Genomic DNA, 24,794 nt, shown 5'->3' with positions numbered 1-24,794 from the left:
TGATTATTGATAGGCAAATAAATTTATCAATAACGGATGCCTTTTTGATTAAAAATTATTATAGGGCATAGAAGAGATGCGATATATTTTTGTATCTGTCTTTTAGGTATCCATCGCCGATATGCCCTTTTTTTTGCTCAACTCAATATCCGCCTTCTTTAAGCGTCATTAAGAGCAAGGAGAAAGCCCGTTGGAGAAATATCAGGCTTTCCCCAGGGCGTTGTTGCAAAAATATCAGACTCTCCCCCGTTCGAGGGATCTTATATCGGTTTGAGTAAATATCTGTTGAAACAGGGCGAGCATCCCCTCGCACAGGCTGTCATTCCAGCCGCCGTGCCGGACGTTATCCCGGAATTTTTCCGCCAGCTCTTCCGGCGACAGCGGCTGCTGTGCGCCGCCGCGCATCCAGGGCTGAACGTGCTCATAAACGGTGCCGTCGCTCATCGTTGCCCGCAGATGGCCGGTGAACTGGGCCGGGTAGGGGTTTTGCGGGTCGATTTCATAGCGGATTTTTTGTGCCAGCGCTAGCACCGCCGGGTCGTTAATCCGTGCCGGCGTGAATTGTCCCAGTCCGGCCCGGCCGTCAAAAAAGCCCACCGCCATGCAAAACGGCGTGCTGAATTTTGCCGCGTAGGCGGTGGGAGGGCGATGCTTGACCGCCAAATCCTCCCACAGCCGATGTACTGTACCCTCCCCGACCCGGCAAACGATGTCGCGAATATCGCCGGGATTGATGTTCCGGCGCGCCAGGGCGATGGCGCAATCGATATAGGGCTGGGTCATGGTGCCGCATGCATAAGGCTTGAAAGCGATGGACTGCATTAGCCAGCGCTGATTAAGGTCAGATAAGAGCGGGGTGAAATCAGGGGTTACCGAAGGCGCGAAGGCCTGGAAAAAACCATGGCGCCCCTCGAGCACGGTTCGCGGTCCGTCTAATCCGCCCCGGGCCATCAAGGCGGCGCGAATGCCCGATTGCGCGGCCCAGCCGGCGTGCATGCGTTTGGTGGAGGTGCCTTCGGCCAGGTATTCAATAATCCCTGACGCCATGCTGCCGGCAATCCCCAAGGCCGACGTCGTCTGCCCGTGGTCTAGCCGCAGCGCCGCCGCAACGGCTCCCGCCGCGGCAATAGCGCCGATGGCCGCGGTGGGATGAAATCCCGCCCGATGGATGGCTTTCGGCGCCACCAGGCTCAAACGGCACATTAATTCAGCCCCCACGGCAATGCCCCGTAGCAGCGCTTCTCCGGCTAGTCCTTCGCGCTCGCAAATCGCCATGACCGCCGGCACCACCACCGCGCCGGAGTGAACCGGGCCGCCCTCGAATGTGTCGTCGTAATCTTCACCATGGGCTGCGGTACCGTTCACCAGGGCGGCGTCATAGGCCGTCAGCCCCCCAGGATGCCCCAGCGCCGTACATAAACCGCTACCGTCAGCCGTTGCCAGGGCGGACTCTACGTAATACTCGTGTCGCGCGGCAATGCACAGACCCATCACATCCATCAGCAGCAAGCGCGCGGTGCCGATGGTTTTTTGCGGAAAGTCGCCGGCATCCTGCGCCAGGATCCAATGGGCAAGCTGCTCGGCAATACTATTCTTATCCAGTTGGCGATCGTTCATAACGTGTTTTTCTCCCGGAGCAGGGTGGCGGCAAGATATCTCGCTCGATCAAAAGGGCAACGGCTGACTACAGCGCCCGGTTTTGCGCACTACAGGCACGCTGATACCCTTGTTGAATATGCTGACGCATCGAGTGTGCAACGGCATCCGGGTCTCGTGCCGCCAACGCTGCCAGAATCATGCGGTGTTCGGCATGGGACGCCTGGGAGCTGCCGGATAACGCGAGGCCCTGACGCCGGATTAAGTGCATGCGGTTGATAACCTGGCGATAGAGCGTAAGTAATGTGGCGTTTCCGGCCATTTCCACCACCCGATCATGGAAGGCAATATTCAATAAAAAATAATTATTCACATCGTCATGCTGGGAAATGGCCTCCAGTTGATCAAGCACGCCATGCAATTCCTGCAATTGGTCCTCGGTAACGATGGACGCCAGGCGGCGACCGGCGATTTCATCCAGGCCGGCGCGAACTTCATACAGTTCGGCTGCTTCCTGTTCGGAAATATCCCTGATCCAGGCGCCGCGGTTTTTTTCCAGTGAAACCAGGCCGGCCTCTTCCAAGGCGCGGAAAGCTTCCCTGACCGGACTGCGGCTGATTTGCAGGTGCTCGGCCAGCTCCATTTCGTTGAGTTTCATACCGGCCACCAGTTGCCGGGTTTTAATCCGCCGCAGGATTTCTTCCTGCACGAGGTCACAAAGGGTCGCCGAACGTAATACCTGGATGGAATCTGCTGTATAAGACATAAATTCGCCTGTGAAGAATTATCGGTACATTTAACGGTACTTAAGGGAGAAACGCGCCGCCATTGGCGTGAATGACCTGTCCCGTGAGGTAGCGGGCGTGAGGTCCGCTCAAAAAACGCACCAAATCCGCAATGTCCTTGGGAGTGCCGCGTCTTCCCAATAGCGTGCTGTGAACGGCATGGTGCGCGGGCTCCGCATTGCCCGCCGCCGCGCCGCGGGCGGTATTTATCATGCCCGGCACCACGCAGTTCACCGTGATGCCGTCAGGGCCTAAATCATGGGCCAGGGCGCGAGTTAATCCCACTAGGCCGGCTTTAGCGGCCATGACGTGCGCCCGGCCGGCGGAGCCCGCATGGGCGGACATGCCGCCGATATTGATAATGGTGCCTTCACCGGCCTGCCGCAGCGCCGGCAAGGCCGCGCTTGCGCATAGAAAAGCGCCATCAAGTATCACCGCCAGTACCTCGCGCCATTGCGTCCAGTCCAACTGCGCGAAAGGGACTTCACGGCGTATGGCGGCATTATTTACCAGAATATCAATCTTGCCGAAGCGGTGTAATGCCGCCGTCATCAGGCTTTGCGCACCCTCGGGCCCGCTGATGTCGGCAAGGTGCAGCAATGCTTGCCCGCCCTGACGTTCTATATCCTCAACCACCCCGGCGGCCGCGTCAGCGGATTGTTTGGCGTTGACTACGACGGCTGCGCCCGCCGCCGCCAGCTCAAGGGCCATTGCCCGGCCAATATTGCGGGCCGCGCCCGTCACCACCGCTACCCGTCCACTCAGTTCTGCGGACATACATTGCCTCCGTCTATTTCATCACTGATGATACGTTCGCCGACATTGCCTAAGTACAAGAGTAGTACCGGCTCAGCGCCCGCCCTCTTGGGTCATGGCCGACAGTTCCGCCATATTGCGGCAGGACTCGACGTCCCAGCATGCCCGCAACAGGATGGCGGCGCGATCTTGTCCCAATATCGGCGCCACCAGGTCAGTAAATTTAGTATTCAGATCCTGCCGGGTCATTGGCTTCGCCGCGCTGCCTATAGCATGGTCGACGTGTTTTTCAAGGCGTTGGCCGTTGTGAAGCCGGATAACGATATGGGCGGCATCGCTGTCCAGTGAGGGATCGATGACGGCATTGACCCTATCGCGCAACCCGATGGTGTGTTCATCCCGTACCGACGCGTCACTGTATTGCGCTTCGCCCGCGCGCCCTTGAATCACTGCCACAGCGGCGGAATGATAGACACTGAACTTACCGTCGAGACCGGTTTTGGGTGTGCGCTTGCCGGTCAATTCCAGCACCAGCGGATGGACGCGCAGTTCTATACTGTCAATCTCGTCGGCCTGCAAAGCGTATTCACTGCGTAGCTGGATACAGCCGTCAATCACCGGGTGGATTACGATGCCGCAGGCAAAAGGCTTAAAGGTATTGAGCAGGCTTTCGTGCCGCTCCCCCAGTCCGCAGGTTATCTCCGCCAGGTTGCGGTGGGTGCTGGTGACATTGGCCCAGCCCCGTTTCGCTTCAATGCCCTGTTCCGAACTGGTATAGCCCTTTGCCGCCAGCAACGCGGCGGTTAAGCCGTTTTGCGCCGCCCGCCCCGGATGGAAGCTTTTGGTCATGGTGCCGAACATTTCCCGTAGCCCAACGGGTTGCGAGGCGGCCAGACCCAGCGCCCATACCATTTGCTGTTCGTCCAGAGCCAACAGTTTTCCTACCGCCGCCGCGGCGCCAAACACCCCCGCCGTGCCGGTGATATGCCAGCCGATATCATAGTGGTCCGGATAAACCGCGTTACCGATGCGGCATTCCGTTTCTATTCCCAACACCAATGCATGGATAAAGTCCGCACCGCTGATGCCACGGAATTCCGACAGCGCCATAATGGCCGATGCCACGGGCCCTGCGGGATGGATAACGGTTTTAAGATGGGTGTCGTCAAAGTCAAAAACGTGTGAGGCGATGCCGTTGAGCAATGCCGCTGTTATGATATCCGTGCGCGTATTTCGTCCCAGAAGGGCGGCCTGTTCCGTTCCGGCAAAAGGAGAGAGCGCAGCATAGGCGATATCCACCGCCGGATGACGGCTCCCTCCCACGGCACACCCCAGCCAGTTAACGAAAGAACAGATGCCATGGGCGCGGACATTTTCCGGTAAATCCCCGGACCTGGATGTCACCAGATAGCGCGCCAGCGCGCGGGTAACGCCTTCATCGGACGTGTTCGATGCCTGTTGAGAATCGGGTAAAGACATAAACGCTCCCCAGTAAACAAATCAATGGTTGTATTGCATATTGTCGACAATATTCGATGGTATGGGTTATTCTGTAAAGTACATTTTCCAATTCTGTTACCTGGATCAGATATTCGCTAATGGGAAAAACAACAGATTGACTTTAGGAAAGAATGTAAATTGCAGGGCAGGGTAATGAAACGCGTTAACATGATGCAAAAGGCGAGGCCATGGTAATGGCGGCGGCCGGGCGATTTTATATGCTATCATGCCCTTTAAATTTTTACCCCACGGGCCTTGTTCAAGAGTGGCCGGGGTGCCGTTACAGCCAATACGATAAATGGTCCGAAATGCTCGATAATTCTATATCCCCATTGCCTTCCGACGGCCGGTTACAATCGGAAGCGGCTCGATTTTCCTCCCAGCGCTTCGCCGTCGCGCCCATGCTGGACTGGACCGATCGCCATTGCCGGTATTTTTTACGTCTGTTGACACGGCATACCCTGCTCTACACCGAAATGGTGACCACCGGCGCCCTGCTCTATGGCAAAGGGGATTATCTTGCGTACAACGAGACGGAGCATCCGCTGGCTTTGCAGCTCGGAGGGTGTGAACCCGAGGCGTTGGCGCAGTGTGCCCGTATGGCTGAACAGCGGGGATATGACGAAATCAATCTCAATGTCGGCTGCCCTTCCGATCGAGTGCAAAACGGGCGTTTCGGCGCTTGCCTGATGGCGGAGCCCGTGCGGGTCGCCGACTGCGTCGCCGCCATGCGTTCCGCGGTGTCGATCCCGGTGACGGTGAAAACCCGTATCGGTATCGATGAGCAGGACAGCTACGGGTTTTTGTGCGAGTTTATTCAGACCGTTGCCGAGCGAGGGGGTTGCGATACCTTTATCATCCATGCCCGCAAGGCTTGGCTAACGGGTCTTAGCCCCAAGGAGAACCGCGATATTCCGCCGCTGGACTACGATCGCGTCTATCAGCTGAAGCGGGATTTCCCCGCACTGGCGCTGGCCATTAACGGTGGCATCAAAACCCTGGACCAGGCGGAGCAGCATCTGCAATGGCTTGACGGTGTAATGGTGGGTCGCGAGGTTTATCAAAATCCGTCGCTCCTGTCCCGGGTCGACAGCAGGCTATTTGGTGGCACAGATCCCTATCATGACATGACCGACGTTGTGGCGGCCATGTTACCCTATATAGAGCTTGAGTTATCCCGCGGCACCTATCTGGGCCATATCACCCGCCATATGCTCGGTTTGTTCCAATCCATACCGGGCGCCAGGCAGTGGCGCCGCCATTTGAGCGAGAATGCCCATAAGCCGGGAGCGGGCGTGGCGGTGGTTGAGCAGGCGCTCGCCAAAGTGATAGCACCGGGTGTGCGGGAAGAGATGGCGGAATTGACTAAAAAATAGTAAAAATGGCCGATCCATTCTAAATAATGTGATGGAAATTTATTATAAAACAATGGGTTATAAAATATATTTGTTGGCATGGATTTTGTAATAAAGCTCTTGTAATAGTTAAAGGCGTCATTGAGACAGTCGCGGGACTTATCCCCTATTTCAGGAGTCTGCCATGTTGGAAATTTTCTTTGTCATCGGATTCTTTTTGATGCTGCTGCTGACCGGGATTTCCGTGCTGGGCGTTCTTGCCGCATTGGCCGTGGGGACGTTTATCATGATGTTTGCCGGTCTGTTTGTCATGGCGATAAAATTATTGCCATGGTTACTGCTGGCGCTGGTGGTGGCCTGGGTATGGCGCGCCGTTAAGCCGCCGCGGTTGCCCCGCTATTAGAATAGTCATCATCCCCACCCGGCGGCGGGTTGCCAGGTCGCCGAACCCAAAAATGCAGGGTTGATCACATCTTTTCGTCTTTTTTACACCTTGTATTTATTATCGATATTTTTTACTTATATCTGCTGATAGGATGCACCCTGGTTATCAGCCATTTCATCCACATCGGAAAATAATAGCGGCTTTAGCGGCAGTTTCCGGTGTTTTGCCGTTCTGTCCCTACCTACAGCAGCATCACATGCAGTGAAAAATGACGGGCTTTCGCAAGGAAGCCCGTCTCTCAACGATCAGGGAATCAGCAGGGAGGAGCCGTTGGTTTCTCGTCCTTCCAACGCCCGATGCGCCCGCTGTGCCTCGGCCAGGGGAAATTTTTGCCGCTCCGGCACGTCGATTTTAATTGCGCCGCTGGCGATCATGGAAAAGAGTTCATTGCTGGCAAGCTTAAGTTCTTCCCGGTTGGTAATGTAGCCGTTCAGGGACGGACGGGTGACATACAGCGACCCTTTCTGGTTGAGGATTGCCAGGTTTACGCCGCTCACCGGCCCGGAAGAGTTGCCGAAACTCACCATCAGGCCCCGGCGACGCAGGCAGTCCAGCGAGATTTCCCAGGTATCTTTCCCTACCGAGTCGTATACCACATTGACCTTTTCACCATGGGTCAACGCCGCAACACGCTCCGGCACGTTCTCTTCACGATAATTGATGATTTCCCAGGCGCCGGCCTCCCTGGCCAGGGCGGCCTTTTGCGCCGAACCCACGGTACCTATCATCTTGGCTCCCAGCGCCTTGGCCCACTGGCAGGCAATCCGGCCTACGCCGCCGGCCGCGGCGTGGAACAGGAAAATTTCATTCGGTTTAACCGCGTAGGTCTGGTGCAGGAGATAATATACGGTTAATCCTTTAAGAAAGGACGCCGCGGCCTGTTCAAAGGAAATGGCGTTGGGAAGGACGGCGATATTCTTATCGGGGACGTTATGTATTTCGCTATAGGCTCCCAAGGGACCCTGGGCGTAGACCACCCGATCCCCGGCATGCAGCCCGGTCACTCCGGGGCCGACTTTTGTGATGATCCCCGCGCCTTCCGTCCCCAAGCCCGAAGGCAGCTGCGCCGGATAAAGGCCGCTGCGCATATAGGTGTCGATAAAATTGATACCTATTGCCTTATTTTCAACCTGAACTTCGCCCTGACCCGGATCTTTTGGTGTAAAATCTGTGTATTCCAATACATCCGGACCGCCGGTGGCGGAGAATTGAATGCGCTTAACCATAGCTGTTCCTCTCGTGGAAAGTCTTAAATAACCATAAGCCCTTACCGCCCGATTGCAAAGCCGCATAGGATTTGGCGACAATCAACGTTACAATGCGTCTTCACCCAGGTCGCTTCTCTCAGGCAAAGTCATTATCACATGTCAGAAAAAAAAACCGCTAACAAAACAAACTTCTCGCAGGACCGTCAGGTTGAAGGTCTCAAGCTTCCCCCCCATTCATTGGAAGCGGAACAGTCGGTGTTGGGCGGCTTAATGCTGGATAATGAACGCTGGGACAACGTCGCCGAACGCGTCGCCGTCAAAGATTTCTTCAACCGCCCGCACCGGCTGATTTTTGGCGAAATGCAGCGCCTGATGGAGTTGAATAAGCCTATCGATCTCATCACCCTTTCCGAATCCCTGGAGCAGAAAGGGGACTTGGATTCGGTGGGCGGTTTTGCCTATCTGGCGGAATTGTCGAAAAACACGCCGAGCGCCGCCAATATTTCCGCTTATGCCGATATCGTCCGCGAACGCGCGGTGGTGCGGGAAATGATCGCCGTCGCCCATGAAATTGCCGATGCGGGTTACGATCCCCAGGGGCGCAGCAGTGAAGAACTGCTCGATCTGGCGGAATCACGGGTTTTCCAGATTGCCGAAAATCGCGCCAGTAAAGATGAAGGCCCGAAAAGCATCGACCGTATTCTGGAAGATACCGTGGCGCGCATCGAGCAGCTGTATCAAAAACCCCATGACGGCGTGACCGGCGTCTCCAGCGGCTACCACGACCTGGATAAAAAGACCGCCGGTCTGCAAAAATCCGATTTGATTATCATCGCGGCGCGCCCGTCCATGGGTAAAACCACCTTCGCCATGAACCTGTGCGAAAATGCCGCCATGACCGAAGACAAGCCGGTGCTGATTTTCAGTCTGGAAATGCCCGGCAACCAGATTATGATGCGTATGCTGGCCTCGCTGTCCCGCGTTGACCAGACCCGGATCCGTACCGGCCAGCTGGATGATGAGGATTGGGCGCGTATTTCCAGCACCATGGGGCTGCTGCTGGAAAAGCATAATATGTATATCGACGACTCGTCCGGCCTGACCCCGAGCGACGTGCGTTCACGCGCCCGGCGGGTATTTCGTGAGCATGACGGCTTAAGCATGATCATGATTGACTATCTGCAATTAATGCGCGTACCCGCGCTATCGGATAACCGGACGCTGGAAATCGCCGAAATCTCCCGTTCCCTCAAAGCGCTGGCAAAAGAGCTGCAGGTACCGGTGCTGGCCCTCTCCCAGCTTAACCGCGGTCTGGAGCAGCGCGCGGATAAACGCCCGATAAACTCCGATTTGCGTGAATCAGGTTCTATCGAGCAGGATGCCGATTTGATCATGTTTATCTACCGTGACGAGGTGTATCACGAAAACAGCGATCAGAAAGGCATTGCGGAAATTATTCTCGGTAAACAGCGTAACGGCCCCATCGGCACGGTACGGCTGACGTTTAACGGGCAGTGGTCGCGGTTCGACAGTTATGCCGGGCCGCAATATGATGATGATTGATAACCAGGACAAGGATAATGAAAACGGCCATTGCCGTTATTGACCGGCGTGCTTTGCGGCATAATTTGCAGCAGGTGCGCCGGCTGGCGCCCCACAGCCGGGTCGTGGCGATAGTAAAGGCCAATGCCTACGGGCACGGTATGCCTGAAACCGCACTGACGCTGCAGGATAACGCGGACTGCTTCGGTGTGGCGCGTTTCGCCGAGGCATTAGCGCTGCGCAGCGCCGGCATTACCAAGCCGATTCTGCTGCTGGAAGGATTTTTCGACGCTGATGAATTGCCGCTATTGGCCGAGCTTGGCATCGAAACCGCCGTGCATAGCCCGGAGCAATTGCTGGCCCTGGAGCAGGCAAACCTGGCGTCGCCGGTGCGGGTATGGATGAAGCTGGATACCGGCATGCACCGTCTGGGCGTCTCGCCGCGGCAGGGGGAGGAATTTTATGCCCGCCTGGCGGCGTGCCGCAATGTGCTGGGGCCGGTTAATATCATGAGCCATTTCGCCCGTGCCGATGAACCGCAGGCGGATGCCACCCCCCGGCAATTAGCCTGTTTTGACGACTTTGCACAGGGCAAACCGGGCATGCAGTCCATCGCCGCTTCCGGCGGGATCCTGTATTGGCCCGACTCCCACCGCGACTGGGTTCGTCCCGGTATTGTGCTGTATGGCGTGTCCCCCGGCGCCGGCATCGGCGCTGACTTTGGCTTCAGGCCCGCCATGACGTTGACCTCTTCCCTTATCGCCGTGCGCAACCATCGGGCCGGTGAAGCGAGCGGCTACGGCGGTATCTGGGTCAGCTCCCGGGATACCCGTTTGGGGGTGATAGCGTTCGGTTACGGCGACGGTTATCCCCGCAGCGCCCCCAATGGCACACCGGTCTGGGTCAACGGCCGCGAAGTGCCGCTGGCGGGACGGGTCTCCATGGACATGCTGGTGGTGGATCTGGGACCGGACAGCCGCGAGCGCGTGGGCGATCGCGTGGTTTTATGGGGCCCGGAGCTGCCGGTGGAACGGGTGGCCGCCGCCAGCGGCATCAGCGCTTATGAGCTCGTCACCAAGCTGACTTCCCGCGTGGATATTGAATATATTGAGAGCGAGCCGGCGGAAACCCTGGCAAAAGGCAGCGCTGCTTCAATTTTTAATCATTCCAGCTAACAGCTAATGAAATTTATTTGGTAGTGTGGAGGCAGGGCTTTACCCCTGAACCCACAATACCAGGAGATTTACACCGTGTTCCAACATGTTGATGCTTATGCCGGGGATCCGATCCTGTCGCTGATGGAAGCCTATAAACTGGATCCGCGCCCAAACAAGGTGAATCTGAGCATCGGGCTTTATTATAACGAGCAGGGAATCATTCCCCAACTGCAGGCGGTCGCCAAGGCGGAAGCCCTGCTGGATGCCATGCCGAAACAGGGCGCGGGTTATCTGCCGATGGCGGGCCTGCCGTCGTATCGTAGCGCCAGCCAGGCTTTGCTGTTCGGTGAAGATCACCCGATGCGCAACGCCGCCCGTATCGCCACCATCCAAACGGTGGGCGGCTCCGGGGCGCTGAGAATCGGCGCGGATTTCCTCAAAGCCTATTTTCCGGACTCGACGGTTTATGTCAGCGATCCCACCTGGGAAAACCATGTGGCGGTTTTCTCCGGCGCCGGTTTCAAGGTGGATTATTATCCCTACTTTGACAGTGGCAAGCTGGCCGTAAATTTCACCGCCATGCTGGCTTGTTTACAATCGCTGCCGGCCAAAAGCATCGTATTGCTGCATCCCTGCTGCCATAATCCCACCGGCTCCGATTTGACCCATGAACAGTGGGATCAGGTTATCAAGACGGTGGCACAACGGGATCTCATCGCTTTCATGGATATCGCCTATCAAGGGTATGGCGAGAGTCTCGACGACGACGCCTATGCGGTGCGGGAAATGGCCCGGCTGGGACTGCCTTGCCTGGTGAGCCAGTCGTTCTCGAAAATCTTCTCCCTGTATGCCGAGCGGGTAGGGACGCTGTCGGTGGTTTGCGACAGCGCCGCCGAGGCTGAACGGGTGCTGGGACAATTAACCTCGACGGTGCGCCGCAACTATTCCAGCCCGCCGAATTTCGGCGCCCAGGTGGTGGCGAAAGTCTTGAACGATCCGGCTTTGTATACCTTATGGCGCGGAGAGGTCGCCGCCATGCGGGAACGTATTCTCAGCATGCGTCACAGCCTGGTGGAGGCGCTGAAAGTCTCCCTACCGGGCCACGATTTCAATTATCTTTTGCGCCAGCGCGGCATGTTCAGCTATACCGGCCTCAGTCCGGCGCAGGTGGACAGGCTGCGGGAAGAATTCGGCGTATACCTGATAGCCTCCGGCCGCATGTGCCTGTCCGGCCTGAACGGCGATAACGTGCAGCGGGCGGCGCAGGCGATTGCGGCGGTGAGCTGATTCCGGGGGGCCTGCTTGGTACTCCGCCTGACACCGATACCCTATACTTAGGGGTATAGAAGAGGAGCAGGCATCATGTGGTATCAGCAAACGTTGATCTTGGCAGCGCGAAAGCGCGGGTTCCATTTGGTCACCGATGAGATAGTCGGCCAACTGGAGCATCTGTCCGAGGTGAATATCGGCCTGCTGCACTTGTTATTGCAGCACACCTCGGCTTCCCTGACGCTGAATGAAAATTATGACCCTACCGTCAGGGCCGATATGGAGAGCCATTTTTTGCGCCATGTGCCGGAAAATGCCTCCTATCAACATGATTATGAAGGACCTGACGACATGCCGGCCCATATCAAATCATCGCTGTTGGGCGCGTCGCTGACCATCCCCGTCAGCCGGGGGAAATTAATACTGGGGACCTGGCAGGGCATCTGGCTGGGAGAACATCGCCACCATGGGGGCAATCGCAAGGTTATCGCCACCCTGCAGGGAGAATGATCACCCGCCGAGGTTGATTATTTCCCCATATAAATCCACCGATTGCAGCAGCTTATCCACCAGGCAATATTCGTCGGTTTGGTGCGCCATGGCCGGTTCGCCCGGCCCGAGAATAATGCAGGGCGGCGAGCCGAGCGCGTCCCGCAGCAGCGAGGCATCGGTAAAATAGGGCACAACCCGGTGTTCCAGCGGCCCGTCGTGCAGCGGCCGGCAGCACTGGAATACCTGCTTTATCCAGGGGTCTCCCGGCTCGGTGAGTACCGAGGGCAAATCCACCAGGGTAGTCAGCCGCACCTGTTCCCCGGCCATGGCGGCCAGGCGCTGCCGTATCTCTCCATGCTGCAGATTGGGGGCGGTACGTATATCCACGTCAAACGAACAGCGATCCGGCACCGAGTTGATATTCAGTCCACCGCTGACGGTGCCGACATTCAGCGTCGGTTGTTTCATTAGCGGATGCGGCGCGCCCGGTTCGAAATTACGTATCTTGCCGATGGCCTCGGCGGCAAGATAAATAGCGTTAATCCCCAGCTCCGGCATGGCGCCGTGGGCGGTTTTGCCCTGGGTTTCGCAGCGCAGCCATAAAGCGCCCTTATGGCCGATAATAGGGTAGTTGGACGTGGGTTCGCCGACGATCAACGCTTTCACCGGCGGCAAAACGACCCCGGCATCCTCTAACAGCGCCCGTGCGCCGTCACAGCCAGTCTCTTCGCCGCCGGTCAGCATGAGCAGTACGCCGTTCCCGGTCCGTATCGCCTGTTGATGTTGCATACAGGCCGCGATAAAGGCCGCGACGGCCGCTTTCATGTCGCTGGCGCCGCGGCCGTACAGCTTACCGTCGACTATTTCGCCGCCGAATGCATCATGCCGCCACGGAGCGTTCCCCAAGGGCACGGTGTCCAGATGGCCGGTAAAAGCCAGGGGCCTGGCATCTTTGTCTTTGCCGTCCATGCGTGCCAGCAAGTTGTACCGCTTATCAGCGAAGCGCCGCAATTGGATTTCGAAGCCGTGCCGTTGCAGATAGTCCGCCAGGAACGCCATGCAGAGGGATTCGTCACCGGGTGGATTGATGGTATCAAAGCGCAGCAAAGCGCGTGTTAGCGTAATGGCGTCTTCAGCGGCGTTCATCGCATTACCTCAACGTAAGTCATTTTAACAACGCTTGATGTCATGCCGGGAACCGCCTGCCTACTGGCGGTGCTGACCATATTGGCGGCGAAACACCGGATATAGGCGCAATACCCGTCTGCGATAGACCGGGCGTTCCCGGCCGAAGCCGACGACGGCTTAACGCTGAAAGACCCGCCGGGGATTCATGATCATCAGGGTTTCCAACTGTTCGCCGGTTACGCCGTGGCGCCGCAGCCGTGGGACGAAATGCCGCAGGATATAGCCATAGCCGTGACCGCCGTAACGGGTGAGCATGGTTTTGAGAAAGACGTCCTGGGACATTAAAATCTGGTTTAAAAAGCCATCGTCGATAAGTTCCCGAATAGCGCGGGCGTTTTCTTCGTCGGAGGGAGATTGGGCGGATTCATCGGCATAATAATAACTCATGCCGATCATATCGTATTCCAGAAATGCCCCACGCCGGGCCAGGTCGCGCTGATAGGTTTTATCGGCGAAGCTGGGATTCATATGGCACAGTACGGTATGGCGCAGGTCGGCGCCTTCGTCCTGCAATATATCCAGCACCCGGTGCCCCAGCCGCTCCCAGCCCGGCAGATGCACCTCGATGGGGACGCCGGTGGCGGCACTGGCCCGGCCCGCCGCACGCAGCGACTTTTCCTCGTCGGCGGTAAAGGCCGACGAAATGCCGATTTCACCGATCAGACCGGCAATCACCTGGGGTTTTTCCTCGGCGCCGCCGACGTCGTAAATCATCTGTTGGGCGAGCTGTTCCAGCGAGCTCGTTTTCACGTAGGCGGGGTGGGACGGCTCCAGATAAAAACCGGTGCCCATGACGATGTTCAAACCGGTCAAACGGGAAATCCGCTGCAAGGCCAGGGGATCGCGGCCAATGCCGATATTGGTGGGATCCACCACTGTTTCCCCGCCTAACGCACGGAATTTCATTAACTCCTCCGTCGCCACTTCCGGATCGAACAGCTGGCAGTTGTCCCGGCTGGACAAGGGATTAAGGGATAGCTCGCCGAGATTTTCCATCTTGACCGGCATCTCCGCCAGATGCCTGTCGCTGCAGCAGCAGGGGGGTACCCATTTACCGGAGGCATCCAGCAAAATATGCTCGTGCATCAGCGTCACGCCCATCCGGTCAACCGGCAGCGGACCAAGCACCGTCATCACATAACCGCTGGCGACCCCCAGCGGGAGGGGATCCGCATGGCGGAAAATTGAACTTTGCATCGCGTCTATCCTTTGATGGGCCGGGCCGGGTTAAAAATACGAGTGTTAAGCCAGATGGCCAGCAGAATAATGGTGCCGGTGGCTATCTGGGTAAAAAACGGCGAAATGTGCGATAAAATCAGGCCGTTTTGAATTACCGCGATGGACAGCGCCCCCAGCAGAGTGCCGATAATGGTGCCGAAGCCGCCGAACAGACTGGTGCTGCCCAGCACCACCGCCGCAATGACCTGCAATTCAAATCCCTCTCCCTGGTTGGAGGAGCCGCTACCCAGCCGCGCGGTGATGATCATCCCGGCCAGGGCGGCGCTCATGCCGCTGAGAACATAGACCCACATTGTCGTGGCGCGGGTATTGACCCCTGAGCGCCGCACCCCTTCGGTATTGGCGCCGATGGCCGTGACATAGCGGCCAAAACGGGTATTGTTCAGCAGGATATGGCCGCAAATCAGTACCAATACCCCTAATATCGCCGGCAGGGGCAGGCCGATCACCCAGGCGCGTCCCAACAGCGTAAACGGGCTGTCGGCGGGAATCGGGATTGAATAACCCTGGGTAATCAGCAGAGCGACGCCGCGCACCACCGCCAATGTCGCCAGGGTGACGATAAACGCCGGTATGCCTTCATAGGCGATGAAATAGCCATTCAGCAAACCAATCAATCCGCCGAGCACCAGACCGCCCACCAATACCACCGGCCAGGGCAATCCCCAATTGTTCAAGGCAATGGCGGATAACGCCCCTACCAGCGCCAGAATGGAGCCCACCGAAAGGTCGATGCCGCCGGTGGTGATAACCAGGGTCATGGCGGTGGCGACAATCAGCAACGGCGCACTTTGGCGGATGATATTGAGCCAGTTGGGGCCACTGAGGAAATCATCGGTTATCAAGGCAAAGACTACACAGCAAAACAGGCAAAACAGCGCGATGCTCACCACGCCGGAGTGGTTATGTAAAATGCGTCTCGGCAGCGAGTGCTGAATCATACGGTTATTAGACATATTCATAATACTCATGCGGGGATCCCCGTTAATGGGCGCGGGCGGAGTGCGCCTCGAACTTCTCGCCGACGATCAGATTGACGATATCCGATAAACTGGTATTCGCCACCTGGCGCTCCGCGACGTTGGTGCCTTCGTACATCACCATGATGCGATCGCAGACCAGAAAAAGATCCTGCAGGCGATGGGTAATCAGGATGACGCTGACGCCGCGGGCGCTGACGCGCTTTATCAATTCCAGCACCGCCTCCACTTCGGCCACCGCCAGCGCCGCGGTGGGTTCATCCATAATCAGCACCTTGGGTTCAAAGGCCGCCGCCCGGGCGATGGCAATGGCCTGCCGCTGGCCGCCGGAGAGGTTACGCACCAGCAAACGGGTATCCGGGATGGATATACCCAATCCTTTTAGCATCTCCCGCGCCCGGGCATGCATGGTTTTTTCATCAAGAAACGGGATGCCCAGCCAGCGGGTCTGCGGTTCACGCCCCATAAAAAGATTACCCGCCACATCCACCGTGTCGCAGAGCGACAAGTCCTGGTAAACCATTTCAATATGGCAACGCCGTGCGTCCGCCGGGGAGGTAAAGGCCATTTCCTGGCCGTCGATACGGATGGCGCCGCTGGTTGGCACCACCGCGCCGGACAGTATTTTGGTCAGCGTGGACTTGCCGGCGCCGTTGTCGCCCACCAGCCCCAATACTTCTCCGGGAGCCAATCTCAGGTTGACCCCGCGCAGCGAGCGGATGGATCCATAGGTCTTGGTGATATCCACCATTTCGACCCGAGGGGATACGTTTTGTGCTCCAGCCATTGATATACCTCTGCTCATAAAAGATGAAGCGCATACCGTCCCCCGAAAGGGACGTTATGCCGGCATCGGTGAATTCCCGCTATTTTCGGCTCGCAATTCCTTTGTAAACCGGTTTACCAAAACAGCGGAAATCCACTTTTTGCCATTCCACTTGCCAATATCGCGTCGTGGATATTTGTATCGCCAAGAAGTCTAAAGCAGTTTTCATGCCATGGTGGCGATTAATCCCGCGGAGATGAGAAAAGGGCCGTTGCTAATATTCTGATAATTAAGGGATAAAAAATAAATGCTTTTTTAAGCAGCGGGTATCCGCCAGCGCTGGCTAAAAAATTTTATATGCTCATCCATGCCGCATTTTTGTGCATTGCTGCGCAAAAATGGTGCAAAAAGTTTACTCCGGCGGGTAAGATCGCACAGAATCGCGGCCGACCCACTCCACCGGAATGCGGGTTTCGATATTGATATCCACGCGGCCGTTAAGCAGTTTAATCATGATATCCACGGCGGTTCGCCCCAGCAAACGAGCCGGCTGGCGGATGGTGGATAAACGCGGCGTGATAAGTTCGGCATAGCTGGCATCGTCAAAACCCACCAGGGATAAGGCTTCCGGCGCCGTCAATCCCCTTTGGCTCAGGCCGTCCAACAGGCCAAGCACCAAATAGTCACTGGCGGCGAACACCGCGGTGGGCGCCTCGGGCAGCGACAGCAAACGGTGCAGGGCGGACTGGCCGAATTCGCGGCTGTAATCCCCGTACAGCACCCGCTCGGGCGGGCAAGCCAGTCCCGCACGATCCATGGCCTGCCTGAAACCCTCATGGCGTTCCCGCACGCTCATTAACGCATCCGGCCCGCCGACAAAAGCGATGCGGCGGTGGCCGGCGGCAATGAGCTGCTCCGTCGCCAGGATGCCGCCCTGCACGTTATCCACAAAAAGCTTGGGCACCAGGCTTCCTGGAATATCTTCATCAATCAATACAATGCGCTGATGGCCCACCAATTCTTCCCGTAGTAAACCGTTATCCGGCCGGTTGGTGGTAAACAGCAGTCCGTCCACCTGGCAGGTATCCAGCCAGCGGATAAATTGACGCTCTTTGTCCGGATTATTGCGGGTAATACACAATACCAGGCTGTAGTGGTGCTCCGAAGCGGCTTCTTCCGCGGCGTCCGCCAGTTCGGCGAAAAACGGATTGGTAATATCCGGCAGCACCAGGCCGATAGTCTCGCTGCCGCCTTTGCTTAAACGTCGGGCCAGGCTGTTGGCGCGATAATCCAACTGGGCGATGGCATCTTCAATCCGCTGAACCGTCGCCTGCGGCAAGACGATGCTGTTGTTGAGATAACGTGATACGGTGGCCTTGGACAGGCCGGCTAAATTGGCGACATCCGAAAGAACCACTCTTTTTTTATTCATCCGCACCACCACAATCATTCTGCCCAGCGCTATTGTTAACACATTTACGTCAGAGGGTTACAGACCTTTTTATCGGAAGTCTGTCCTATAATACGCTGTGGTCCAAGAATTAATGCTTGACAAAAGTTCGCTGTCGATGAATTGTAAATAGCAGTTTACCCGCATTACCTGTTTACCGGGAATTATTCCCAAACCTGCCGACTCTGCCCGACAAATAGCCTACATGGACAGGCTAGGAACAGAATCCGACAGTAAAAAGCCGCGACACCGGACGGTGGTTCAACAATCCCCGTTGCTGTGTTTTCGCCCTATCGATATTTGTCCCGCCAACATTATCCTTGATGCCAGACCGTGGTTTTTGGTCTCACCGCATCTTGCTTGCACTATTTTCCTTGACGAGGACAACCGTATGTTATTCAGCACCGGCAAGAAATTCATTTCCACCCTAGCCTGTTCATTGACGGCAATAGCATTAATGACCGGCGCATCTTCGGCAAAAGACGCGGCGCCTACCTATGCGTTGGTCCAGATTAATCAGCAAGCGTTATTCTTTAATTTAATGAATAAAGGGGCACAGGAAGCGGCAAAAGAAACGGGTAAAACATTGGTGGTTTTTAATGCCACCGATAATCCCGTGGCGCAGAATGACGCCATTGAAAACTATATTCAACAAGGTGTTAAAGGCATTCTTGTTGATGCGATTGATGTCAACGGTATTATGCCGGCCATCAAAGAAGCGGCGGATGCCCATATTCCCGTGATCGCTATTGATGCCGTATTACCCGCCGGACCGCAAAAATCACAGGTTGGCGTGGATAATATTAAAGGCGGCCACATCCTGGGTGATTATTTTACCGACTATGTTAAGAAAAATATGGGCGGTAAGGTCAAGGTGGGGATTGTCGGTGCGTTGAATTCGGCCATTCAAAATGCCCGTCAAAAAGGATTTGAAGACGCTATTAAAGTCAATCCGGCGATTAAAGTGGCTGATGTGGTGGACGGCCGAAATATTCAGGACGATGCGCTGACCGCTGCGGAAAACCTGATTACCGGCAATCCTGATATGACTGCGATCTATGCCACCGGCGAACCGGCATTACTGGGTGCGATGGCGGCAGTGGTTAACCAGGGACGCCAAAAGGACATCAAGGTTTTCGGCTGGGATTTGACCGCCCAGGCCATCACCGGCATCGATCAGGGCTATGTGGCGGCGGTATTGCAGCAGGATCCTGAAAAAATGGGCTCCGAAGCGCTGAAAGCCCTTAACGCGGTAACCGCCGGCAAGACGGTGGAGAAAAACATTCTGGTACCGGCCACGGTGGTGACCAAAAGCAATGTCGACACGTTCCGCCCATTATTCAAGTAATGGTGCGCATCGAGCCTAAAGGGATGTATTCACGGCAGGTTTACCGTATCGCTACGGTCTGGCGGCCTGTACTGGCGGGGCACTTTGTCAACAAGCCCGGCGAGACATTCCTGTCCCGCCCGGGCAGTTTTTTAACAGGTAAGCAAGCCGACCAGCTCTTGCCGGGAAGGAAAGGCGCTTAACGTGCCGCTGCGGCCGATGGTAATCGCCGCGGCGGCGACGGCATGACGCAGCGCCTGCGGGTCCACGGCAACGCCGCGCCGCAGTGAAGAGGCCAGCATGACCGACAGGAAGGTATCGCCGGCGCCGGTGGTGTCAACGACCCGGCAAGGAGCGGCGTCCACATGATGTTGCTGTCCGTTGCCCAACAGCAGCGCGCCCTCGGCGCCCAGAGTAATCACCAGCATGCCGACGCCGTCGTTCAGCAACTGCTGCGCCGCGGCCATCGGCTCCTGGCGGCCCTGGCTCAGCAGCCGGGCTTCGACGCTGTTGAGCACCGCCAGATCGATAAGCGGCCAAAGTTTGGCGAACTGAGCCTTAACCGGCGAAGGATTGAAGACATTGAATAACTTACGGCTGCGGGAATATTCAAAAATGGCACGGGTTTTTTCGAAAGAGAAATTGCCCTGCTGTAATAACACATCGCCCGGCTGCGCTGCGGCAAGGGCGGTTTTGATGTCCTCCAGGGATAAGCTCTCGGCTGCGGTGGTGGTGGTAATATTCGCATTATCGCCATCGGCGCTATTAAGAATGATGGAGGTATCTGTAGCGCAATCCAAGGGTTGGGTCGGAAACAGGCCTAATGACTCTTGCGCTATTTTATTGCGGCACCATGCTCCATGACTATCGTCACCGCTGCCGGCAATCAAGGTGGTATTTATTCCACAGCGGGCCAGAATAATGGCCTGGTTGGCTCCTTTTCCGCCCAAATCCTGGGATATTCTTTGCCCAAGAATCGATGCGCCTTTTTCCGGCAGTTCATCGATCAGAAAGGTTTGGTCGACGCCCATATTACCCACGACATAGACGTGCATAATGTAATTCCTAAGAAGGTGAAATAAGATGGCTTCTATATCAGCAGAAAAACCTAGTGCAATACAAGATATATTTTCCAGGAGCAAAGCAGTTATTGGTGTTGTGCATTGTCTGGCTTTTCCGGGTACGCCACAATATCAAGGTCAGCCTTTTTCAAAAATAATCGATCGCGCTTTGTACGATGCCAAGCATTATATTTCCGGCGGCGTACATGGATTAATTATCGAAAATCATGGCGATATTCCTTTTGCCAAACCGGAAGATATCGGACCGGAAACCGCGGCGCTAATGTCGGTTATTACCGACCGTATTAAAAATGAATTCGGCGTGCCCCTTGGGATTAATGTACTGGCCAACGCCGCGCTGCCTGCATTGGCCACGGCGCTGGCGGGCGGAGCGGATTTTATCCGGGTGAATCAATGGGCAAACGCCTATATCGCCAATGAAGGATTTATCGAAGGCGCGGCGGCCAAAGCATTGCGCTATCGCAGCATGCTGCGGGCCGAACATATCCGGGTGTTTGCCGACAGCCACGTTAAACACGGCAGCCATGCCATTGTCGCCGATCGCTCCATTCAGGAATTGACCCGGGATGTGGATTTTTTCCAGGCTGACGCGGTAATAGCCACCGGCCAACGTACCGGTGACAGCGCGACGCTGGAAGAAATCGATGAAATCCGCTCCGCCACCGCGTTGCCGCTGCTGGTGGGATCCGGTGTAACGCCCGATAACGTCCAGCAGATTTTGCAGCGCACCCAGGGCGTTATTGTCGCCAGCACCTTAAAAGTGGGCGGCGTATGGTGGAATGAAGTGGAACCGGAGCGTGTTACACACTTTATGGCCGCGGCCCGGGCAGCATTGGAGGAATGATGGAGAGTTTCAGCGACCGTCTGCTGGCGGAACATCAGGCCACCTGGCAGGCCATGCAGCAGCATCGTTTTGTCACCGATATCGAACAGGACAAATTGCCCGCCGGGGTATTTAACCAATACCTGGTGTTCGAAGGCGATTTTGTCGCCACCGCCATCGGCATTTTCGCCCTGGCGGTCAGCAAAGCGCCGGGTATACGCCAGCAGCGCTGGCTGGTGGGCGTGCTGAACGCCCTGGTGGACGACCAGATGGGCTATTTTGAACAGGTCCTGGCGCGGCGCGGCATCAATCCCGATGACTATCAGCGCAACCTCCCTGCGGTGAGCCGTTTTCGCGACGGCATGCTGACAGCGGCCCGTGAAGGCGGTTATGCCGATATCGTCACCCTAATGTTCGGCGCCGAGTGGATGTATTACCATTGGTGCAGCCGGGTGTATAGGTCCGAACAAGCAGATCCGGATATCCGCCACTGGGTGGAGATGCATGCCGAAGAGACCTTTTTCGCCCAGGCCCGTTGGTTAAAGGCAGAACTCGATCAGTGCGGGGCGGTTTTGACGAAAGACGAACAGCAGCGCCTGTCCGCGCTCTACCGGCAGGTGCTGGAATGGGAAATTGATTTCCACGGCGCGGCCTATGCGGATTGCCCGGCGGGTTAAGCCCGCGATCGCCGGCGCGTGAAGCGAGCCTGTTAAAGGGAGACCGCGGCAATGGGGTCGAAGCGGCCTTGGTCGGCCGCGGAGCGCCCCATGCCACGGCAGGCCCGCGATCATCGAACGTGCAGCGAGCCTGTTAAAGGGAAAGCATGCCGGCATTCGGTTAGCGTTTACCCCGTCCCCTAGCCGGCTTTGGATATAGGATGGTGCCTGCGGTCCAGAATCGGTTTCAAGAAGCGGGCGGTGTAAGAATCTTTGCACGCCGCCACGGTTTCAGGGGTACCCGATACCAGAATTTCCCCGCCGCCGTTACCCCCTTCCGGACCGAGATCCACAATCCAGTCAGCGGTTTTAATCACATCCAGATTATGCTCGATAACCACGATGGTATTCCCCTGATCCCGCAGCTGATGCAGCACTTCCAACAGTTGCTGGATATCGGCGAAATGCAGCCCGGTGGTGGGTTCGTCCAGAATATACAGCGTCTGGCCGGTGCCGCGTTTCGACAGTTCCCGAGCAAGTTTAACGCGCTGCGCCTCACCGCCCGACAGGGTGGTGGCGGATTGCCCCAGGCGGATGTAAGAAAGGCCGACATCCATCAGGGTTTGCAGTTTACGGGACAGCGCCGGCACCGCATCGAAGAATTCCCGTGCGTCTTCAATGGTCATATCCAGCACCTCATGGATATTTTTGCCTTTATACTTCACTTCCAGGGTTTCCCGGTTATACCGCTGGCCCTTGCACTGATCGCAAGGCACATAGATATCAGGCAGGAAATGCATCTCTACTTTAAGCACCCCGTCGCCCTGGCAGGCTTCGCAGCGTCCGCCGCGAACGTTGAAACTGAAACGGCCGGGGGTATAACCTCGGGTCCGGGATTCCGGCACACCGGCAAAGAGTTCACGCACCGGCGTAAAGACCCCGGTATAGGTGGCGGGGTTGGAGCGCGGCGTCCGGCCGATAGGGCTTTGGTCGATATCAATGACCTTATCGAAGTACTCCAGGCCCTGGATATCGCGATAGGGAGCGACTTCTGTGGTAGTGGCGCCGTTTAGCTGACGCTGCGCCACCGGGAACAGCGTATCGTTGATCAAGGTGGATTTGCCTGAACCCGACACGCCGGTGATACAAGTAAACAGGCCCACCGGCAGCGTCAGGGTGACATCCTTAAGATTATTGCCGCGGGCGCCGATGAGTTTCAGCACCCGGGTAGGGTCCGCCGGGATCCGCCGTTCGGGAATGGCGATTTCCCGTTTCCCGCTCAGGAACTGACCGGTGAGTGAAGCCGGATTGGCCATAATCTGTTCGGCGGTGCCTTCAGCCACCACCTCCCCGCCGTGCACGCCGGCTCCCGGACCGATATCGATAATATGGTCCGCCGCGCGAATGGCGTCTTCGTCATGTTCCACCACGATCACCGTATTGCCGAGATTGCGCAGGTGGATCAGGGTTTCCAGCAGCCGTTCATTATCCCGCTGATGCAAACCGATGGAAGGCTCGTCCAGCACATACATCACTCCCACCAGCCCGGCGCCGATTTGACTGGCCAGACGAATACGCTGCGCTTCCCCCCCTGAGAGGGTTTCCGCCGACCGTGACAGGGAGAGATAATTCAGGCCGACATTCACCAGAAACTTCAGCCGATCGCGGATCTCTTTCAGGATTTTTTCGGCGATTTTCGCCCGCTGGCCGCTAAGCTTCATTTCATCAAAGAAGCTCAGCGCATGGCCGATGCCCATATCGGAAATGGTGGGCAACGTGGTGTTTTCCACAAACACGTGGCGCGCTTCGCGGCGCAGGCGTGTGCCGCCGCAGCTGTTGCAGGGGCGGTTGCTGATATATTTCGCCAGCTCTTCGCGCACCGCCGAGGATTCGGTTTCTTTATAGCGGCGTTCCATATTCGGCAGCACCCCTTCGAAGGGATGGCGTTTCACCGAACTGTCGCCGCGATCGTTGATGTATTTGAATTCGATGGTCTCTTTACCGGAACCGAACAGGATTTTTTGCTGAACATCGCTATCCAGTTCATTGAACGGCGCTTCCACATCAAATTTATAATGGGCCGCCAGGGATCGCAGCATCTGGAAGTAATAGAAATTACGCCGATCCCAGCCGCGGATGGCGCCGCCCGCCAGGGATATTTCCTGATTTTGCAAAACCCGTTCCGGATCGAAATATTGCTGCACCCCCAGCCCGTCGCAGGTGGGGCAGGCACCCGCCGGGTTGTTGAATGAAAACAGGCGTGGCTCCAGTTCCGGCATGCTGTAACCGCAGATGGGACAGGCAAAATTGGCGGAGAACAGCAGTTCTTCCGCTTGCGGATTATCCATTTCCGCCACCACGGCGGTGCCGCCGGATAGGCCAAGGGCGGTTTCAAAGGATTCCGCCAGCCGCTGGGCCAGATCTTCCCGCACCTTGAACCTGTCCACCACCACTTCAATGGTATGTTTCTTTTGCAGTTCAAGCTTGGGCGGGTCGGACAGATCGCAGACTTCGCCATCGATGCGGGCGCGGATATATCCCTGCGTCGCCAGGCCTTCCAGGGTTTTGCTGTGTTCGCCTTTACGTTCTTTCACAATCGGCGCCAACAGCATCAAACGGGTGCCTTCCGGCTGGGACAGCACATTATCCACCATCTGGCTGACGGTTTGCGCCGCCAGCGGCACGTCGTGATCGGGACACCGCGGCTCGCCGACCCGGGCAAACAGCAGGCGCAGGTAATCATGGATTTCGGTTATGGTCCCCACCGTGGAGCGCGGATTATGGGAGGTGGATTTCTGCTCTATGGATATGGCGGGTGAAAGACCCTCGATATGGTCCACATCCGGTTTTTCCATCAGCGACAGGAACTGGCGGGCATAAGCGGAAAGCGACTCGACATAGCGACGCTGGCCTTCGGCATAAAGGGTATCGAAAGCCAGTGAGGATTTGCCTGAGCCGGACAGGCCGGTAATGACTATTAACTTGTCGCGGGGAATAACCAAACTGATGTTTTTCAGGTTATGGGTACGAGCACCACGAACTTCGATCTTATCCATTCAACTTAATCCCGTCACCGGATGAATAATGACTGACGACCGCGTTGGCAACGCGACCGGCACGAAACGGACAATTATGACACAAAAAAAGCTGAACGAATATCCAGTATTGATTGCAACAG

The 24,794-nt window shown here is 56.6% G+C and carries 21 protein-coding genes; 9 read left to right on the top strand and 12 right to left on the bottom strand.

The window, feature by feature from the left end; translation table 11 throughout:
• Nucleotides 1-234: 234 nt before the first annotated feature.
• From ACL2XJ_RS06270 to ACL2XJ_RS06255, 4 genes are all read right to left on the bottom strand, one after another.
• Nucleotides 235-1,617 (bottom strand): MmgE/PrpD family protein, encoded by a 1,383-nt coding sequence (locus ACL2XJ_RS06270; RefSeq protein WP_413726002.1) that lies wholly within the window; start codon nucleotides 1,615-1,617, stop codon nucleotides 235-237.
• A 67-nt stretch (nucleotides 1,618-1,684) separates the two neighbouring features.
• Complete coding sequence (locus ACL2XJ_RS06265) at nucleotides 1,685-2,362, bottom strand: FCD domain-containing protein (protein ID WP_203523731.1); 678 nt, start codon at nucleotides 2,360-2,362, stop codon at nucleotides 1,685-1,687.
• Between the two features lie 40 nt (nucleotides 2,363-2,402).
• Nucleotides 2,403-3,158, bottom strand: coding sequence for an SDR family NAD(P)-dependent oxidoreductase (locus ACL2XJ_RS06260; protein ID WP_132924551.1), 756 nt, complete (start codon nucleotides 3,156-3,158; stop codon nucleotides 2,403-2,405).
• Nucleotides 3,159-3,230: 72 nt separating this feature from the next.
• Nucleotides 3,231-4,616, bottom strand: a complete 1,386-nt coding sequence (locus ACL2XJ_RS06255; protein WP_413726001.1) for an MmgE/PrpD family protein — start codon at nucleotides 4,614-4,616, stop codon at nucleotides 3,231-3,233.
• Between the two features lie 329 nt (nucleotides 4,617-4,945).
• On the opposite strand from ACL2XJ_RS06255, the gene dusA reads away from it, so the two are divergent.
• Both dusA and pspG read left to right on the top strand, forming a co-directional pair.
• On the top strand, nucleotides 4,946-6,013 hold the full coding sequence (gene dusA / locus ACL2XJ_RS06250) for a tRNA dihydrouridine(20/20a) synthase DusA (protein ID WP_413726000.1): 1,068 nt from the start codon (nucleotides 4,946-4,948) through the stop codon (nucleotides 6,011-6,013).
• Nucleotides 6,014-6,176: 163 nt separating this feature from the next.
• Complete coding sequence (gene pspG / locus ACL2XJ_RS06245; RefSeq protein WP_203523727.1) at nucleotides 6,177-6,395, top strand: envelope stress response protein PspG; 219 nt, start codon at nucleotides 6,177-6,179, stop codon at nucleotides 6,393-6,395.
• Nucleotides 6,396-6,682: 287 nt separating this feature from the next.
• Here pspG and ACL2XJ_RS06240 read toward each other — a convergent pair whose 3' ends face one another.
• On the bottom strand, nucleotides 6,683-7,663 hold the full coding sequence (locus tag ACL2XJ_RS06240) for a quinone oxidoreductase (protein WP_203523726.1): 981 nt from the start codon (nucleotides 7,661-7,663) through the stop codon (nucleotides 6,683-6,685).
• A gap of 138 nt (nucleotides 7,664-7,801) precedes the next feature.
• On the opposite strand from ACL2XJ_RS06240, the gene dnaB reads away from it, so the two are divergent.
• The 4 genes from dnaB to ACL2XJ_RS06220 all read left to right on the top strand — a co-directional run bounded on the left by dnaB (nucleotide 7,802) and on the right by ACL2XJ_RS06220 (nucleotide 12,123).
• Nucleotides 7,802-9,208, top strand: a complete 1,407-nt coding sequence (gene dnaB, locus ACL2XJ_RS06235) for a replicative DNA helicase (protein WP_132924563.1) — start codon at nucleotides 7,802-7,804, stop codon at nucleotides 9,206-9,208.
• Between the two features lie 17 nt (nucleotides 9,209-9,225).
• Nucleotides 9,226-10,362: an alanine racemase gene (gene alr / locus ACL2XJ_RS06230; protein ID WP_413725999.1), complete on the top strand. Its 1,137-nt coding sequence runs from the start codon at nucleotides 9,226-9,228 to the stop codon at nucleotides 10,360-10,362.
• A gap of 75 nt (nucleotides 10,363-10,437) precedes the next feature.
• The gene (locus ACL2XJ_RS06225; protein WP_413725998.1) at nucleotides 10,438-11,631 is read left to right on the top strand and encodes an aromatic amino acid transaminase; all 1,194 of its coding nucleotides are present in this window, start codon (nucleotides 10,438-10,440) and stop codon (nucleotides 11,629-11,631) included.
• A 75-nt stretch (nucleotides 11,632-11,706) separates the two neighbouring features.
• On the top strand, nucleotides 11,707-12,123 hold the full coding sequence (locus ACL2XJ_RS06220; protein WP_413725997.1) for a secondary thiamine-phosphate synthase enzyme YjbQ: 417 nt from the start codon (nucleotides 11,707-11,709) through the stop codon (nucleotides 12,121-12,123).
• Here the strand turns inward: ACL2XJ_RS06220 and ACL2XJ_RS06215 are convergent, their stop codons facing one another.
• The 5 genes from ACL2XJ_RS06215 to ACL2XJ_RS06195 form a co-directional block, all read right to left on the bottom strand.
• Nucleotides 12,124-13,251, bottom strand: a complete 1,128-nt coding sequence (locus ACL2XJ_RS06215) for a M20 family metallopeptidase (RefSeq protein ID WP_413725996.1) — start codon at nucleotides 13,249-13,251, stop codon at nucleotides 12,124-12,126. It lies immediately after the preceding gene.
• A 159-nt stretch (nucleotides 13,252-13,410) separates the two neighbouring features.
• Complete coding sequence (locus ACL2XJ_RS06210) at nucleotides 13,411-14,490, bottom strand: phosphotriesterase (protein ID WP_132924571.1); 1,080 nt, start codon at nucleotides 14,488-14,490, stop codon at nucleotides 13,411-13,413.
• 5 nt (nucleotides 14,491-14,495) lie between these two features.
• Nucleotides 14,496-15,494 (bottom strand): ABC transporter permease, encoded by a 999-nt coding sequence (locus ACL2XJ_RS06205; protein WP_165934294.1) that lies wholly within the window; start codon nucleotides 15,492-15,494, stop codon nucleotides 14,496-14,498.
• A gap of 22 nt (nucleotides 15,495-15,516) precedes the next feature.
• A complete protein-coding gene (locus tag ACL2XJ_RS06200; RefSeq protein WP_165934295.1) occupies nucleotides 15,517-16,263 on the bottom strand; it encodes an ATP-binding cassette domain-containing protein in 747 nt (248 codons plus the stop codon).
• Between the two features lie 427 nt (nucleotides 16,264-16,690).
• Entirely contained in the window at nucleotides 16,691-17,710 is a 1,020-nt protein-coding gene (locus ACL2XJ_RS06195; RefSeq protein WP_413725995.1) for a LacI family DNA-binding transcriptional regulator, read from the bottom strand.
• A gap of 409 nt (nucleotides 17,711-18,119) precedes the next feature.
• Here ACL2XJ_RS06195 and ACL2XJ_RS06190 point away from each other — a divergent pair, with 409 nt between their 5' ends.
• A complete protein-coding gene (locus ACL2XJ_RS06190; RefSeq protein ID WP_413725994.1) occupies nucleotides 18,120-19,076 on the top strand; it encodes a substrate-binding domain-containing protein in 957 nt (318 codons plus the stop codon).
• 131 nt (nucleotides 19,077-19,207) lie between these two features.
• On the opposite strand, the gene ACL2XJ_RS06185 is transcribed toward ACL2XJ_RS06190, so the two are convergent.
• Nucleotides 19,208-20,110, bottom strand: coding sequence for a PfkB family carbohydrate kinase (locus ACL2XJ_RS06185; RefSeq protein WP_132924581.1), 903 nt, complete (start codon nucleotides 20,108-20,110; stop codon nucleotides 19,208-19,210).
• Nucleotides 20,111-20,138: 28 nt separating this feature from the next.
• Between ACL2XJ_RS06185 and ACL2XJ_RS06180 the strand changes: the two genes are divergently transcribed.
• On the top strand, nucleotides 20,139-20,981 hold the full coding sequence (locus tag ACL2XJ_RS06180; RefSeq protein WP_413725993.1) for a BtpA/SgcQ family protein: 843 nt from the start codon (nucleotides 20,139-20,141) through the stop codon (nucleotides 20,979-20,981).
• A complete protein-coding gene (locus ACL2XJ_RS06175) occupies nucleotides 20,981-21,637 on the top strand; it encodes a TenA family protein (protein ID WP_413726856.1) in 657 nt (218 codons plus the stop codon). The genes ACL2XJ_RS06180 and ACL2XJ_RS06175 overlap by 1 nt, the downstream gene beginning before the upstream one ends.
• Before the next feature lie 179 nt (nucleotides 21,638-21,816).
• Here ACL2XJ_RS06175 and uvrA read toward each other — a convergent pair whose 3' ends face one another.
• The gene (uvrA, locus tag ACL2XJ_RS06170) at nucleotides 21,817-24,672 is read right to left on the bottom strand and encodes an excinuclease ABC subunit UvrA (protein ID WP_132924585.1); all 2,856 of its coding nucleotides are present in this window, start codon (nucleotides 24,670-24,672) and stop codon (nucleotides 21,817-21,819) included.
• Nucleotides 24,673-24,794 lie beyond the last annotated feature (122 nt).

Origin of the sequence: Sodalis sp. RH16, assembly GCF_047324245.1 — a bacterium.
GTDB classification, from domain to species: domain Bacteria; phylum Pseudomonadota; class Gammaproteobacteria; order Enterobacterales; family Enterobacteriaceae; genus Acerihabitans; species Acerihabitans ligni.
The sequence above is the reverse complement of the archived record's forward strand: the minus strand, read 5'-3'. Positions and strand labels throughout refer to the sequence as shown.

Bases quoted from the DNA above. Each gene is read 5' to 3' on its own strand.
- ACL2XJ_RS06205 (WP_165934294.1), bottom strand. From the start codon at position 15,494: ATGAATATGTCTAATAACCGTATGATTCAGCACTCGCTGCCGAGACGC.
- pspG (WP_203523727.1), top strand. From the start codon at position 6,177: ATGTTGGAAATTTTCTTTGTCATCGGATTCTTTTTGATGCTGCTGCTG.
- ACL2XJ_RS06270 (WP_413726002.1), bottom strand. From the start codon at position 1,617: ATGAACGATCGCCAACTGGATAAGAATAGTATTGCCGAGCAGCTTGCC.
- ACL2XJ_RS06240 (WP_203523726.1), bottom strand. From the start codon at position 7,663: ATGGTTAAGCGCATTCAATTCTCCGCCACCGGCGGTCCGGATGTATTG.
- ACL2XJ_RS06210 (WP_132924571.1), bottom strand. From the start codon at position 14,490: ATGCAAAGTTCAATTTTCCGCCATGCGGATCCCCTCCCGCTGGGGGTC.
- ACL2XJ_RS06220 (WP_413725997.1), top strand. From the start codon at position 11,707: ATGTGGTATCAGCAAACGTTGATCTTGGCAGCGCGAAAGCGCGGGTTC.
- ACL2XJ_RS06185 (WP_132924581.1), bottom strand. From the start codon at position 20,110: ATGCACGTCTATGTCGTGGGTAATATGGGCGTCGACCAAACCTTTCTG.
- ACL2XJ_RS06265 (WP_203523731.1), bottom strand. From the start codon at position 2,362: ATGTCTTATACAGCAGATTCCATCCAGGTATTACGTTCGGCGACCCTT.
- ACL2XJ_RS06215 (WP_413725996.1), bottom strand. From the start codon at position 13,251: ATGAACGCCGCTGAAGACGCCATTACGCTAACACGCGCTTTGCTGCGC.
- dusA (WP_413726000.1), top strand. From the start codon at position 4,946: ATGCTCGATAATTCTATATCCCCATTGCCTTCCGACGGCCGGTTACAA.
- alr (WP_413725999.1), top strand. From the start codon at position 9,226: ATGAAAACGGCCATTGCCGTTATTGACCGGCGTGCTTTGCGGCATAAT.
- ACL2XJ_RS06260 (WP_132924551.1), bottom strand. From the start codon at position 3,158: ATGTCCGCAGAACTGAGTGGACGGGTAGCGGTGGTGACGGGCGCGGCC.
- ACL2XJ_RS06190 (WP_413725994.1), top strand. From the start codon at position 18,120: ATGTTATTCAGCACCGGCAAGAAATTCATTTCCACCCTAGCCTGTTCA.
- uvrA (WP_132924585.1), bottom strand. From the start codon at position 24,672: ATGGATAAGATCGAAGTTCGTGGTGCTCGTACCCATAACCTGAAAAAC.
- dnaB (WP_132924563.1), top strand. From the start codon at position 7,802: ATGTCAGAAAAAAAAACCGCTAACAAAACAAACTTCTCGCAGGACCGT.
- ACL2XJ_RS06200 (WP_165934295.1), bottom strand. From the start codon at position 16,263: ATGGTGGATATCACCAAGACCTATGGATCCATCCGCTCGCTGCGCGGG.
- ACL2XJ_RS06175 (WP_413726856.1), top strand. From the start codon at position 20,981: ATGGAGAGTTTCAGCGACCGTCTGCTGGCGGAACATCAGGCCACCTGG.
- ACL2XJ_RS06180 (WP_413725993.1), top strand. From the start codon at position 20,139: ATGGCTTCTATATCAGCAGAAAAACCTAGTGCAATACAAGATATATTT.
- ACL2XJ_RS06195 (WP_413725995.1), bottom strand. From the start codon at position 17,710: ATGAATAAAAAAAGAGTGGTTCTTTCGGATGTCGCCAATTTAGCCGGC.
- ACL2XJ_RS06255 (WP_413726001.1), bottom strand. From the start codon at position 4,616: ATGTCTTTACCCGATTCTCAACAGGCATCGAACACGTCCGATGAAGGC.